This is a genomic window from uncultured Sphingomonas sp. (assembly GCF_937859915.1).
In the GTDB taxonomy this organism is placed as follows: domain Bacteria; phylum Pseudomonadota; class Alphaproteobacteria; order Sphingomonadales; family Sphingomonadaceae; genus Solisphingomonas.
In genome coordinates this window covers 1-13,968 of record NZ_CALMAW010000051.1, presented here as the reverse complement: position 1 = coordinate 13,968, position 13,968 = coordinate 1, and the positions used below count along the sequence as shown (strand labels likewise).

Genomic DNA, 13,968 nt, shown 5'->3' with positions numbered 1-13,968 from the left:
TTCGGCAGAAGCATCGCGTTCAGCCCATGGCCCTGCACCTGCGTCCCACCGACCCGGCCGGCTCCGCGGCCCGCGACGTCATCCTCGCCCGGCTGGCGGCGACCTATGGCGCGGCGCTCGGCCGATTCTTCGAGCGGCGGGTGAAGGTGCCGGCCGACGTCGCCGATCTCGTCCAGGACGTCTTCCTCCGCCTTAGCCGGATGCGCGATCCGGCGACGATCGAGAAGCCCGAGCATTTCCTGTTCGTCACCGCCGCCAATGTCCTCAAGGACCGGGCGCGGCGCGACCATGTCCGCGGCGGCGGGCTGCATGACGAACTGATCGGCGACGATGTTGCGGGTTCGGAGATTCCGCCCGACCGCGTCTTGGAGAGCAGGGAAGCGGCGGACCGCCTGCAGGCCGTGCTGCTCGAGCTTCCCGAACGGACCCGCGACGTCTTCGTGCTGCGCGTGCTGGAGGGACTGAAGATGGCGGACGTCGCGCACGCGCTCGGGATCTCGACCCGCGCCGCCGAGAAACATCAGGCCAAGGCGCTGGCGCGCGTCACGCTGGCGCTCGAGGACTGGCGCCATCGTTGACGAGCCGCACCTGAGTGAGCTGCTGCTGACCGAGGCGGCGCTGTGGCACGAGCGCATGGCCGCCTCGACCGACGCTACGCGCGCGGCGTTCGCGACGTGGCGAGACCAGAGCGTCGACCACGCGCGCGCCTATGACCATGTGGCGCACGCGCACGCCAGCGCACGCATGCTCGCTGCAGAGTATCCGCTGCTCGCGTTGCGGCAGGCCGCCGTCGCACGTGCCGCACTCCGTCGCGGTCCGTCCCGGATCAGGCCTCGGGCGGTCGCCGCCGCGCTGGTCCTGCTGGCCACTGCGCCGCTCGCGGCGTTCGGTCTCCATGCCCTCGCGGCGCCCAAGCCGGCGCAAGCCGCGGGCGAAACCTTTCGGACCGGGATCGGTCAGCAGGCCGACGTCACCTTGCCCGACGGCTCGACGGTCACGCTCGACACCGCCAGCCGCATCCAGGTCCGCTTCACCGGCACGGCGCGACAGGTGCTGCTCGACGGGCAGGCCTGGTTCAAGGTCGCGGCGTCGCCTTTGCCCTTCGTCGTCACCGCGGGCGGCCACACCTTCACCGCGACGCCCGGCGACTATGATGTGCGCACCGACGCCGCGCAGACGCGCGCCTTCGCAGCGCACGGGTCGCTCGCCATGACGGACGCGGGCGGTGCGGTTGCGCTCGATCCGGGACGGCTGCTCGTCGTGCGCGGCAGCGACGTCACCATCCGTCGCCCCGTCGACCCCGCCGCGATCACCGGCTGGCGCGACGGCCTTCTGCTGCTCCACGACATACCGGTTGCCGAGGCAGCGGCCGAACTCAACCGCTACCGCCTCCATCCGATCCGCATTGCGGACAGCCGCACCGCGCTGCTGCGCATCTCGGGCGCTTTTCGAACGGCCGAGACCCCGGCTTTCGTCGAGGCGCTGGCCGCGGGCTTCCCTGTCCGCGCCAAGCAGGATAGCAACGGGAGCGTCCTGATCGCCGCGCGATAGGGCGCAACGAAAAAATATATCCGGAGGGGGTTCGGGTTTTGGGAAGCCCTGCGTCTTGTCCTTCGAAGGTTCCGCGCACGACGGGATCGCGAAGGGGGAGGCACGCATCATGGCAAGACTTGTCCGCGCTCGTCCCGCTGTGCGCGGCCGCGTTGCTGGCGACCGCGATCTGGCCCGCCCGCGCGATCGCGGCGCCGCTCGCCTTCGACATTCCTCGCAGCGACCTTTCCGATGCGCTGACCGCCTTTGCGCGGCAGAGCCATCGGCAATTGCTGTTCGCGCCCCAGGACGTCCGCGGCAGACGCGCAGCGCCGGTCCATGGCCGGCTCGATCCGGATCGCGCATTGGCGGGCCTGCTCGCGGGCAGCGGTCTACGGGCGCGCACCGCACCGGGCGGGGCCTATCTGCTCGAGGCGGTTCCCGTGGCTAGCGCGGCCCCTCAGCCCCGCCTGATCCCAGTGACGGCCTTGCCGGACCCGCTCGCCGCCAACCCGGACATCGTCGTCGTTGGCACCGCAGGCGGCGGCGCGCGCCGCCAGGACGCGGCGTTCGCGGTGACGGCGATCGACCGCGCCGCGATCGACCGGCTCTCGCCCGCGAGCACCGCCGATGTGTTGCGGCTCGTGCCCGGCCTCACCATCGAGACCTCGGGCGGCAAGAACGGCGCCAACATCTTCGTGCGCGGCTACCCCTCTGGCGGCGACGCCGAATATGTTACCTTCCAGACCGAAGGCGTGCCCTTCTTTCCGCCGGCGACTTTGTCCTTCCTCGAGAATTCGCAGCTCTACCGCCTCGACGAGACGGTGCAGCGGGTCGAGGCGGTGCGCGGCGGCACCGGCGCGCTCTTCGCCTCGGGCCAACCGGGCGTCACCGTCAACCTCGTCCAGCGCGAGGGCGGCGCGACGCCGGCCGGCGCGGTCAAGGCGAGCGTGATCGACGACGGCGAAGTCCGCGCCGACGGCTTCGTCTCGGGCCCGCTCGGGGACGACACGCGCGTCCTGATCGGCGGCTATGTCTCGCGCGGCGACGGCGTCCGCTCACCCGGTTTCGCGGCCGACCGCGGCGGCCAGGTCACCGCCAATCTGCGCCAGAATTTCACGAACGGGTCGCTGCTCGTCTTCGCCCGCTATCTGAACGATCGCAGCCAGTGGCTGCTGCCCGTCCCGGTCGAGCAGGACGGGCACCGCGTTACCGCCTACCCGGGCTTCGATGCCGGTACCGGCACGCTGGCGGGCCCCGACACGCGGACGGGGGTGCGCAACGACGGCAGTCGCTACGATCTCGACGACGGCCGCGGCGCGCGGATCGTCAATCTCGGGACCAATCTGCAGGTCGATCTCGGCGACGGCGTCACGCTGCGCGACAAGGCAAGCTGGCTGGCCGGCGATGCCGACACGACCGGGCTGGTCTCCAGCAACGTGCCGCCGATGAGCGCTGCCGATTATGCCGCGAGCCGCGGCGGCACGATCGCCTCGCTGACCACGGTCGCGGGCGGGGCCGGCGTCTCCTCCGATCAGGCGGTGGTCGAGGCGGGTGTGTGGACGGTGCGCAAGCGGATCGCGGCGATCGTCAACGACGCCACCGCGGAATGGAAGACCGGCCACAGCACCGCGACGATCGGACTCTACGCCGCGCATTACAGTTCGCGCGACCGATGGAACCTCGGCAACGACCTGCTGCTTACCGCCGAACCACAGGCGCGGCGTCTGAACATGACGCTGACCGACGGCGCGCAGGTGACGCGCGACGGCTTCGTCAGCGGCACCGACTTCGCGGTCGACGCGCGCTACACGGGCGACGACCTCGCCGCCTATGCCGCCGACGAGATCCGGCTGACCGACCGGCTGCGCGTCGACGGTGCGGTGCGCTACCAATATCATGCGGTCGACGGCACCGTCGCCGGCCAGCGGCCCGCCGGCCCGGGCGGACTCGATGGCGATCCGACGACGCTCTACGACAATCAGGACGTCGTCCCCGACGGCAGCACGTCGCGGCTGCGTTACCGGAACGGCGCGCTGTCCTGGACGATCGGCGCCAATGTCGAGATCGCCAAAGCGCTCACCGGCTTCGCGCGGTTCAGCCACGGCCACAGCTTCCCCTTCTTCGACAACCTGCGCGACGGGATCGCTGTCGCGCCGCGCGTCGATACGGTGGAGGCGGGCGTCAAACTCGCGACCGGACCGCTGGCCGCCTCGGCGACGCTCTATCACAACAGTTTTCAGGGGCTCGCGACGACCGTGATCACCGCCGGTGCGCCGCTGGCCTCGATCGGTGGCGCGCATGCGACGGGGCTCGAGCTCGAAGGCGTCTGGCGACCGGTGCAGGCCGTCTCGGTCACCGCCTCGGGCAGCTGGCTCGACGCGCGCTACCACCGTTTCTTCACCGACGGCGGCGCGACCGACCTCAGCGGCAACCGCGTCCAGCGTCAGCCGCAATGGCAATGGCGGCTGACGCCTGAGTGGGACGTCCGCCTCGGCGGCCGCAAGGCGAGCCTCTACACGACGGTCGCGTATATCGGCGATCGCTGGTCGGACGTGCAGAACGCGCAGCTGCTGCCGCGCTTCGTCACCTGGGACGCCGGGCTGATCGTCGACATGACCCGCCGTCTCCGGCTGCAGATCGTCGCCGACAATCTCACCGATACGATCGGGCTGACCGAGGGCAATCCGCGCACAGTGGGCGCGCAGCAGAGCGGGCCGGTCTTCGCGCGCCCGATCCTCGGCCGCTCGGTCGAATTCAGCGCACGCTACGCGTTCTGACGATGGCAGGCGAACGCCCTCCCCCGCGCAGCCCGCCCTAAGGGTTCAGGTCTTCCGGCATGCACGAGACCGACATCGCGAGCGCCCACGCGCTTCGCGACACGGGCGTCCGTTACCGGAACGGACGCCTCCAACGATAAAAATCATTCTTCAGGGACGAACCACATGACTCACTCCAAACTCATCATCGGGCTGCTCGCCGGCACCGTGCTCGGCGCCTCGCCCGTCTTGGCGCAGGACGTCAATCAGCCCAACCCGACGCCGTCCGCGACCCCCGCCGACGCCCCCGCCCCCGCCACCGTGCCCGAGGCGCAGGAGATCGTCGTCACCGGCAACGCCAACCGCGAGGGCATCCGAAAGCTCGACACCAGCTATTCGATCTCGACCGCCTCGGCCGAGCAGATCCGCGAGGTCCAGCCGACCTCGACCGCCGACCTGCTCAAGATCGTGCCCGGCGTGTGGGTGGAAAGCTCGGGCGGCCAGGCCGGCGCCAACGTCTTCATCCGCGGCTTCCCCTCGACCGGTGACGCGCCGTTCCTGACCGTCGAGATGAACGGCTCGCCGATCATCGCACCCTCCTCGCTCTCCTTCCTCGAGGACAGCTCGATCTTCCGCCTCGACGACACGATCGAGCGCGTCGAGGTGCTGCGCGGCGGCCCCAGCCCGATCTTCGCCAACGGCCAGCCGGGTGCGACCACCAACTTCATCCTCAAGGAGGGCACGCAGGACCCGCATCTCTCGATGCGCGCCACCTACGGCACCGAGGGCACCTATCGCGGCGACGTCGTGGCGCAGGGCCCGATCGCCGAGGACACGACCTACATGCTCGGCGGCTTCTACCGCTACTCGAAGGGCTTCCGCCACACCGGCTTCCCGGGCGATCTCGGCGGCCAGGTCACCGGCAACATCACGCACAAGTTCGATGCCGGCAAGCTCACCGCCTATGCGCGCTATCTCGACGACAAGAACGCCTTCTACACGCCGATGCCGCTGCAGGAGACCAACGGCAAGTTCAGTACCATCCCGGGCTTCGACGCGCGCACCGACACGCTGGTCGGCAAGGAAATCGAGCATACGCTGATCGAGACCGGCCCGAGCGTCAACGGCGGTCCGACGCAGACCAAGGCGGTCGACCTGTCGAAGGGCCGCGGCTCGCGCGTCTACACGCTGGGCAGCACGTTCAATTACGACTTCGGCTTCTTCCAGCTGCAGAACAACGTCAACTTCACCAAGGGCCGCTCGAACACCTTCGCGCTGTTCACCGGCAGCAATCCGCAGTCCGTCGCCGAATATCTCGCCGGCCAGCCGGGCACGGTCACCTATGCCGACAGCGGCCGCGCGCTGACCGCCAATCAGGAGACGATCCAGGCGGGCATCTGGTCGGTCTCGAAGCATATCCAGAGCTTCACCGACGAATTGAAGCTCTCCAAGGAAATCTTCGAGGGAAATACGATCACCTTCGGCGGCTATTATGCTCATGTGAAGGACCATGACGTCTGGAACCTGGGCAACAGCATCCTGCTCGCGCTCGAGCCGCAGGCGCGCGTGCTCAACGCCTCGCTCGCCAACGGCACGCAGCTGACCCGCAACGGCTTCACCAGCGCCAACAGCTATGACGTCAACGCCTTCTACAAGAGCGACAATGTCGCGGGCTACATCAGCGACGAGTGGAAGATCGGCAAGCTCCGCCTCGATGGCGGCGTGCGCGTCGAGCATGAGAAGCTGCGCGACACCTATGAGAACAGCTCGACCGGCGATCTCGATAACAATCCGCTGACCGCGTACAACAATGGCGCGACCTATCTCAACGGCACCTTCTCCAAGGTCGGCTACAGCAAGACGCAGGTCAGCTGGACGGCGGGCGCGGACTATGCGTTCACCAACCATCTGAACGGCTTCCTGCGTGCCAACCACGGCGCGCTGCTGCCGCAGTTCGACGATCTGCGCGGCAACGCCACCAGCACGCAGGACATCAAGCCGCAGAGTGCTAACCAGTACGAAGTCGGCCTCAAGACCTCGACGCACTATTACGATCTCTACCTGACCGGCTTCTACAATAAGTTCCGCAACCTGGTCTTCCAGGACATCCGCGTCGTGAACGGCGTCGAGCAGAATGTTGTCGAGTTCGGCGGGTCGCGTGCGTATGGCATCGAGTTCGAAGGCGCGGTGCGGCCGTTCGCGGGTTTCCAGCTCGCCACGCGCGGCGTCTACCAGAATGGCAAGTTCCGCAATTTCGGGACCAATTCGGGTAACGACGTCAACCGCCAGCCGCGCTTCCAGATCGCGGCGATCCCGTCCTACACCTTCAAGACGGTGTGGGGTCAGGCGCGGCTGTTCGGCACCTTCACGCATATCGGCAACCGTTTCGCCGACATCGAGAACCAGCAGCCGCTCGGCAGCTACAACACCGTCGACTTGGGCACCTCGATCGACCTCAACGATCGCTTCTCGATCCAGGGGACCGTCGAGAACGTCACCAACAAGCTGGCGCTGACCGAAGGCAATGTCCGCACCGTGGGCGCCGCCGATCAGAACGGCTTCTTCCTGGGGCGCCCGATCTTCGGCCGCCATGCGACGGTGACCGCCGCCTACAAGTTCTGATAACGCCCCTACCTGCCGGCCGGAGCTTCTGCTCCGGCCGGTTCCTTTTCGATGGGTTCCCGATCATGTCCGTCCGTTCGCTGCTCGCCCTTCCGCTCTGCGCGCTGGCACTGGCCGCCGCCGCGCCGGCGCCCTCGGCAGGAGACCGCGCGACTGCCGTGTCGCGCGCGGCGGGCACCCCCGAGGACATTTTCGGTCCGCTCTACAGCGCGGTCGAACTGGCCCGCGTCTTCCCCGACAGCAAGACCTTCGCCGACATGATCCCGCGCGAGACGCCCGATGCGATCATGGCCGCCTATCGCCACGACGCGCCGCAGGGCCGCGATGCGCTCGCCGCCTTCGTCGCGCGCCATTTCCGCAAGGCCGGCGATACCGGCTCGGCCCAACTCTCGATGCGCGAGCATATCAAGGCGCTCTGGCCGATCCTCGCCAAGCCGCCGCTCGCGACCGTTCCCGGCTCTTCCGCGCTGCAGCTGCCCTATGCCTATGTCGTGGCGGGCGGCCGCTACCAGGAGATGTATTATTGGGACAGCTACTTCACGATGCTCGGACTCAAGGCCGACGGCGAACGGCCGCTGATCGAGTCGATGCTTGCGAACTTCGTGTCGATGGTCGCGCGCTACGGCCACGTCCCCAACGGCACGCGCAGCTATTATCTGTCGCGCTCGCAACCGCCCTTCCTCGCGCTGATGATGGATCTGTCGGACACGCATGATCCGGCGATCGACCGCGAGCGGCTCGCCGCGCTCGAGGCCGAGCACGCCTATTGGATGGCGGGTGCCGCCTGTCTCGATGCGGGCGGCGCGTGCCAGCATGTCGTGCGCATGCCCGACGGCAGCCTGCTCAACCGCTATTGGGACGCGCGCGACACGCCGCGCGACGAATCCTATGCCGAGGATGTCGCGACCGACGCCGCCGCCGCGCCGCGCCCCGCGGCGCAGGTCAATCGCGATCTGCGCGCCGGCGCCGAGAGCGGCTGGGACTATGGCTCGCGCTGGCTGAAGGACGGCCGCACGCTCGCCACGATCCACACCACCGATATCGTGCCGGTCGATCTCAACAGCCTGATGTGGAACCTCGAGAGGGCGATCGCGCGGCGCTGCAAGGCGGCAGGCGACACCGCCTGCGCCGCTGCTTTCGAGAAACAGGCAGCAGCCCGGCAGCGCGCGATCACGACCTATCTCTGGTCCGCCGCGGACACGCGCTTCGTCGACTGGGATCGCTCGACGGGCCGGCCGACGCCGGCGATCAGCGCAGCGCTGCTCTATCCGTTGTTCGTCGGCCTCGCCACGCCAGCCCAGGCCGACGCGACGGCGGCACTCGCCAAAGCGCAGCTGTTCGCGCCGGGCGGCCTGCGCACCACGACGGTGCGCACCGGCCAGCAATGGGACGAGCCCAATGGCTGGGCGCCCCTGCTGTGGATCGCGGTCGGCGGGCTCGACCGCAGCGGCCAGGGCGCGCTCGCCGACGATCTCGCGCGGCGCTGGGTGACGACGGTGTCGACCTTCTACGCCTGCACCGGGCGGATGGTCGAGAAATACGATATCGACAGCGGCAAGGCCGGCGGCGGCGGCGAATATCCCGTGCAGGACGGCTTCGGCTGGACCAACGGCGTCACCCGCGCGCTGCTCGACCGCCCCGGCATCGCGACGGCGATCGTGTCGGACTGTCCGCGGTGAACGCCGGATAATTCATTACATCCGTTCGGCCTGAGCGCAGTCGAAGCCTGTCCTGAGCGCAGCCGAAGGGGCTATGCGCCTGCGGTGGCTGCACTTCGACCTCGCTCAGTGCCAACGGGGTTTATTGTGGCTTGCCGATCTAAACCACGGCGGTGCCGGATTGTCCGCATCAATCTCGCCTCACACCCCGTTTCTGCCCGTAAAGCCATAGTTTGCAGACATCGGGCGATTCGCACGGTAAGAGCCCCGCTTTGCTATCATCTGCCTGATCCCGGAGCCTGCATGTCCGCGTTCGTCGACCGTCCTGTCCCCCGCCCGCTCAGCATGGCCCGCGCCATCGCGGAGACGATGCGGTGAGCGATCGTCAGGAACTCGCGCCGACCGGCGCGCTCAGCGTCGAGACGGTGACAAACGTCCGCCACTGGAACGAGCATCTGTTCAGCTTCTCGATCACCCGACCGGCGAGCTTCCGCTTCCGTTCGGGCGAGTTCGTGATGCTCGGCCTCCCCGACGGCCAGCGCCCGCTGCTGCGCGCCTATTCGATCGCCAGCCCGGCCTATGCCGAGGAGATCGAATTCCTCTCGATCAAGGTTCCCGACGGCCCGCTGACTTCGCGGCTGCAGGGCATCCAGGTCGGCGACAGCATGTTCCTCGGCCGCAAGCCGACCGGCACGCTCGTCGCCGATGCGCTGGTCCCCGGCCGCCGGCTCTATCTGTTCGCGACCGGCACCGGCCTTGCGCCGTTCTTGAGCCTGATCCGCGATCCCGACATCTACGACCGGTTCGAGCAGATCATCGTCGTCCATTCGGTGCGCCGGGTGAGCGATCTCGCCTATCACGATGTGCTTCAAGGCCAGCTCGCCGAGGATCCGCTGGTCGACGAGCAGGCCAAGCTCCAGCTCCGCTATATCCCGACCGTCACGCGCGAGCCGTTCCACACCCAGGCCCGGATCGGCACGCTGATCGACGACGGCACGCTGTTCGCGCCGCCCGTCACCGGCCCGGGCCAGTTCGATCCCGCCGAGGACCGCATCATGCTGTGCGGCAGCATGGCGATGATCCGCGAGCAGGCCGCAACGCTCGACACGCTGGGCTTCGTCGAGGGATCGAACGCGACGCCGGGCCATTATGTGATCGAGCGCGCCTTCGTCGGCTGATCACGGGCTGTTCCAGGGCGCAGGCCGGTCGTCGCCCGCGCCCCGCGCTAGCTGACGATCGGGTGCTGGGCGCTGACCTGATCGATGATCCGCTCGGCCGCCTCGACCTCGCGCACGCTGCCCGACGGATCCGCGCGCCAGTTGCAGTGCGGATGCGTGCTCAGCGGATAGACGCGGATCTCGCCGACCACCTTGCGCCAGCGCATCAGCGGCCCGCCATGCTGGCGCATGACCATCCGGACCAGCAGCTCGCGGACGTCATAGGCGGTCATCGCCGGTCAGCCGGTCGTGGCGGCGGTCGCGGTACCGGCGACGGGACGCGCCGCCTTGATCAGCGCCTGCAGTTCGCGCTTGATCGACGAGCCCGAGAGATGCGCCTCGACGCCCTCATAGCCTTCCTGGATCAGCTGGCGACGAACGTCCTTCAACTCGACGCATCGCCCGGACTTGGCGATCTGATAGGCGCGCTCGATGGTATTGGTGGATCGACTCATACGCGCTCCGATAGCGCAGCTTCGGCCGATCCGCGAGCCCCGCACTGTCTCATGTGACGCTATTTGAAACGGTTTGCGGGTGGCGCGAGCCCGAGATGGTAGCGACGCGGCGACGAGGACGAATGCCGCCAGCAACCATGATGGGCGCGGTCATCAGTGGCAAACGGGCGCGAAGTGCATAGGTTGGCTCACAACGTCACCGAGACCCGGCCGTAATAAAATCCGCCGTCGAGCCCGAACGGCGCGAAATTGCCGTAGGCGCCGGAGCCGTCCGCCGCGACCAGCCCGTTTCTCTGCGGATAGACGTTGAACAGGTTGTTGGCGCCGACCGAGACGGTGACGTGCTTGGTGACATCGTAGCCAACGTCGAGATCAGTGACCCATTTGGCGCCGAAGCTGCGGTCGCCGCTCGCCACCGTGCTCGCCTCGGTATATTTGCCAAAACGGGTGAGGCGCAGCAGCGTATGCGCGCGGCCCAGGCTCCAGTCGTCGGTCAGCACCACTTTGTCGTGCGGCAGCCCGCGGGTCAGGTCGCTCTGCGCCTGATGCGCGAACAGCACGACGTTGAGCGAGGCGAGCTGCGCCGGATTGTTGGCGATGCTGAGGATCTTGGTCTTGTTGTAGCTATAGGCGGCGCTCAGCCGAAAGGTACCGAGCCCGCGGGTACGCAGCGCATAATCCGCGACCGCATCGATGCCCCGCGTCCGCGTGTCGACGCCGTTGATGAAGAATTGCGCGCTGTTGACTCCGGTGATGCCGTTGGCGAGCAGGATTGCGCCGATCGCGCTACCGCCATTGGCCGCCGTGCCGAGGAACTCGGTCTTGATGATCCGATCGTCGACGCGGATCTGATAGCCGTCGAAGGCCAGGTGCAGCGCGCCGGTCTCGTAGGTGATGCCCGCGCTGTAATTGAGTGACTTCTCCGGCTTGAGCGGCTTGGCGCCGAGCGCGATCGCCGCGGCGCTGTCGACGGGCAGGAATTTCGACACGATCGAGGTCGGCGTGGTGCCGACAATCGTCGTCGTGTTCTGCGTCGTCGAGAAGCCGGTCTGGGCGAGCGACGGCGCGCGGAAGCCGCTGTTCGCGCCGCCGCGGATCGCGAAGCCGTGGCCGAGATCGTAGCGCGTCGAGACCTTCCAGCTCGCGGTGTTGCCGGCGCTGTCGTCATAATGTTCGAACCGCCCGGCGGCGCCGACGAACCAGCGCCCGGTGATGTTGGTCGAGAGATCGATATAGCCCGCATAATTGTTGCGGCTGAGCGAGGCGGCGTCGGCGGGCGACGTGCCGGTGAAGGAAACCAGACCGGGCGACGGATATTGGCCGCCATAGGCGTTGCCGAACGGCGTGCCGTCGCGCGGGATCTGGTAGCCGCCGTTGATATAGCTGTCGGGCTCGCCGGCCTTGCTCTGGAATTTCTCCCAGCGATGCTCGAAGCCGGTCGAGACGGTCAGCGGCTTGGCGAGGCCGACATCGAAGTCGCGGGTGAGGTCGAGATTGTTGACCCACAGCCGCTGGATCTGCGTGCCCAGGTAGAATCTGGTCGGGCTGGTCGGCCCGAGCGACGGGTTGAGCGTGTTCTCCGCGCCCAGCCGGACATGATCCTGACCGTAGGCGCTGCTCAGGTCCCAGTTCCAGCCGGCAAGTTCGCCCTTGGCGCCGGCGGTCGCCTGAAAGTCCGTCTCGCTGATGTCGCGGTACGCCTGGAAGCCATCGGGATAGACCTGCGGCAGGTCTGACGAGCCGAGCGTGTTGGCCTGGCCGCCATAGCCGGTCGGCGACGCGTAATCGGCGCCGCGCGCGTCCTTGATCGCGCGGTAGCTGAAAGTCGAGAAGCTGTAGAGCTTGACGCGGTCGCTGACGGGCAGCTCCGCATTATAGCTGCTGTCGACGATCTTGTCGCGATTGGAGCGGCCATATCCGCCTGCGATCAGATGGTTGACCGTCGCCTCGCGCGGATCGGGCTGGCCGTTCACCAGGGGATAGAGGCGCGGGATCGGCTCGGCCGAACTGTCGGCGCGGTCGTGGAACTTGGCCTCGACCGCGACGCGCAGGAAGCCGCCGTCGTCGCCGAGCGCGGTACCATAGCTGAGGTCGGTCTGGGCGAGCGGCGCGCCCTTCGAATATTGCTGGCCGCCAGTCACCGAGAAGGCGCCCCCCTTGGGCGCGTCATCGAGAATGATGTTGATCACGCCCGAGATCGCGTCCGAGCCATATTGCGCGGCGGCACCGTCGCGGAGCACCTCGATATGGCCGATCGCGCTGGTCGGGATCAGATCGAGATCGACCGGCGTCGAGCCGCCCGAGATGCGCGAGAGGTTGTTGATCAGCGACGTGGTGTGGCGGCGCTTGCCGTTGACCAGCACGAGCACATAGTCGCCCGACAGGCCGCGGATCGAGATTGGTTTGACGCTGGCGGAGGTGCCCCCGCCGCCGAGTGCGGGCATCTCCAGCGACGGCACGATGTTGCCGAGTATGTCCTTGAGGCCGGTGCGTCCGGTCGCCTGAAGCTCCTTGGCATTGATCACGTCGATCGGGACCGGGCTGTTGGCGACGGTCCGCGGCCGGCTGCCGCGCACGCCGGTGACGATGATCGCGTCGCCGCCGGGCGAGTCCGCTACGGTCGCGGTGGCGGTGGCGGTGGCGGTGGCGGCAGCAGCGAGTTGCACGGGCGGCTGTTGCGCCTTGGCCGGGATAACCAGCGTCGTGGAGGCTACGCTGGTGAGGAAAATAAGACGGCGATGCATGATAGTCCCCGAAGATGGGCGCACGCGTCCTTCGCTCGCGAGGAGCGTGACGGTGTCGCAACGGTAAGAGCGGTGGGCGGCGCCGGGCGCCGCGGAGGGTCAGGCCCCCATGTGCAAGTCAGCCACCGTGCGGATCCCCTGAGTCAAGCGGCAGATAGGCCGCGTCGAGCGGCTGGTTGCCAGCAAGCGCGCCGGCGTTCCGGAAATGCGCGACGACGTCGCGCTCCTCGGCCTTGAGCGCCTCGTCGATCGGCACGCGCACCATTGGCAGATGCCGGACGTGGAACAGCGCGGTCTTGAGCGGCAGGCCGGTCTCCTGCGCGAGCACCGCGGCATATTGCGACTGATGCGCCTTGGCCCAGAGCAGCGCGTTGGCCTCGCGGTGGAGATAGTCCACGAGCATCGCGCGCTTGGTCACCGCCGACTGCGCATTGCCCGCGTCGAAGCCGTAGCCGGTAAGGAAGCTCGATCCGTCCGCGACGATCCGCGCGCCTTGGTCGAGCGCGGTGGCGGTGTAGGGCGACCAGGTCGACCAGGCGTCGATCGCGCCCGAGTCGAACGCTGCCTTGGTATCGCCCGGCGACAGGAAGACGATTTCCACGTCGCTCGGCTTCAAACCATTGGCCTCGAGCGCGCGCAGGATCAGATAATGGCCGACCGAGCCGCGCGTCGTCGCGATGCGCTTGCCGCGCAGGCCCGCGACGTCGCGGATCGGCGAACCAGCAGGCACCAAAATGGCAAGCTCCTGCGTCGGGCGCGGTCGCGCCGACTGCGCACCGATCGCGCGCACCGGCTGGCCGCTCTGATAGGCGAACTGGAACGGCGCATCGCCGACCATGCCGACATCGACCGCGCCCGCCCCGATCGCCTCTAGCAGGTTCTGCGCGGCGGGAAATTCGGACCACACCACCGTATAGGGCGCGCCGTCGAGCGCCCCCGAGGCGAGCATCAGCGCCTTGGTGCCGCCGCGCTGGCTGCCGACG

10 protein-coding genes are annotated in these 13,968 nt (G+C 68.0%); 6 read left to right on the top strand and 4 right to left on the bottom strand.

Annotated features, from left to right (window positions below):
* Positions 1–26 precede the first annotated feature (26 nt).
* The 6 genes from Q0326_RS06910 to Q0326_RS06885 all read left to right on the top strand — a co-directional run bounded on the left by Q0326_RS06910 (position 27) and on the right by Q0326_RS06885 (position 9,747).
* On the top strand, positions 27–578 hold the full coding sequence (locus Q0326_RS06910) for an RNA polymerase sigma factor (RefSeq protein ID WP_298688520.1): 552 nt from the start codon (positions 27–29) through the stop codon (positions 576–578).
* Positions 579–633: 55 nt separating this feature from the next.
* On the top strand, positions 634–1,551 hold the full coding sequence (locus Q0326_RS06905) for a FecR domain-containing protein (protein WP_298688518.1): 918 nt from the start codon (positions 634–636) through the stop codon (positions 1,549–1,551).
* A gap of 119 nt (positions 1,552–1,670) precedes the next feature.
* Positions 1,671–4,310, top strand: coding sequence for a TonB-dependent receptor (locus tag Q0326_RS06900; protein WP_298688516.1), 2,640 nt, complete (start codon positions 1,671–1,673; stop codon positions 4,308–4,310).
* A 165-nt stretch (positions 4,311–4,475) separates the two neighbouring features.
* Entirely contained in the window at positions 4,476–6,911 is a 2,436-nt protein-coding gene (locus tag Q0326_RS06895) for a TonB-dependent receptor (protein WP_298688514.1), read from the top strand.
* A gap of 65 nt (positions 6,912–6,976) precedes the next feature.
* On the top strand, positions 6,977–8,590 hold the full coding sequence (treF, locus tag Q0326_RS06890; protein WP_298688512.1) for an alpha,alpha-trehalase TreF: 1,614 nt from the start codon (positions 6,977–6,979) through the stop codon (positions 8,588–8,590).
* Between the two features lie 353 nt (positions 8,591–8,943).
* Positions 8,944–9,747, top strand: coding sequence for a ferredoxin--NADP reductase (locus Q0326_RS06885; protein WP_298688510.1), 804 nt, complete (start codon positions 8,944–8,946; stop codon positions 9,745–9,747).
* Between the two features lie 47 nt (positions 9,748–9,794).
* Here the strand turns inward: Q0326_RS06885 and Q0326_RS06880 are convergent, their stop codons facing one another.
* The 4 genes from Q0326_RS06880 to Q0326_RS06865 form a co-directional block, all read right to left on the bottom strand.
* Entirely contained in the window at positions 9,795–10,019 is a 225-nt protein-coding gene (locus tag Q0326_RS06880; protein ID WP_298688508.1) for a hypothetical protein, read from the bottom strand.
* Positions 10,020–10,025: 6 nt separating this feature from the next.
* Entirely contained in the window at positions 10,026–10,241 is a 216-nt protein-coding gene (locus Q0326_RS06875; protein WP_298688506.1) for a hypothetical protein, read from the bottom strand.
* Positions 10,242–10,429: 188 nt separating this feature from the next.
* Positions 10,430–12,985 (bottom strand): TonB-dependent receptor, encoded by a 2,556-nt coding sequence (locus tag Q0326_RS06870; RefSeq protein WP_298688504.1) that lies wholly within the window; start codon positions 12,983–12,985, stop codon positions 10,430–10,432.
* Between the two features lie 118 nt (positions 12,986–13,103).
* A partial coding sequence (locus Q0326_RS06865) for an ABC transporter substrate-binding protein (RefSeq protein WP_298688503.1) occupies positions 13,104–13,968 on the bottom strand: 865 nt, incomplete at its 5' end.

Excerpts from the sequence above, each read along its gene's own strand:
- Q0326_RS06910 (WP_298688520.1), top strand. The coding sequence starts at position 27 with ATGGCCCTGCACCTGCGTCCCACCGACCCGGCCGGCTCCGCGGCCCGC.
- Q0326_RS06875 (WP_298688506.1), bottom strand. The coding sequence starts at position 10,241 with ATGAGTCGATCCACCAATACCATCGAGCGCGCCTATCAGATCGCCAAG.
- treF (WP_298688512.1), top strand. The coding sequence starts at position 6,977 with ATGTCCGTCCGTTCGCTGCTCGCCCTTCCGCTCTGCGCGCTGGCACTG.
- Q0326_RS06870 (WP_298688504.1), bottom strand. The coding sequence starts at position 12,985 with ATGCATCGCCGTCTTATTTTCCTCACCAGCGTAGCCTCCACGACGCTG.
- Q0326_RS06895 (WP_298688514.1), top strand. The coding sequence starts at position 4,476 with ATGACTCACTCCAAACTCATCATCGGGCTGCTCGCCGGCACCGTGCTC.
- Q0326_RS06905 (WP_298688518.1), top strand. The coding sequence starts at position 634 with ATGGCCGCCTCGACCGACGCTACGCGCGCGGCGTTCGCGACGTGGCGA.
- Q0326_RS06880 (WP_298688508.1), bottom strand. The coding sequence starts at position 10,019 with ATGACCGCCTATGACGTCCGCGAGCTGCTGGTCCGGATGGTCATGCGC.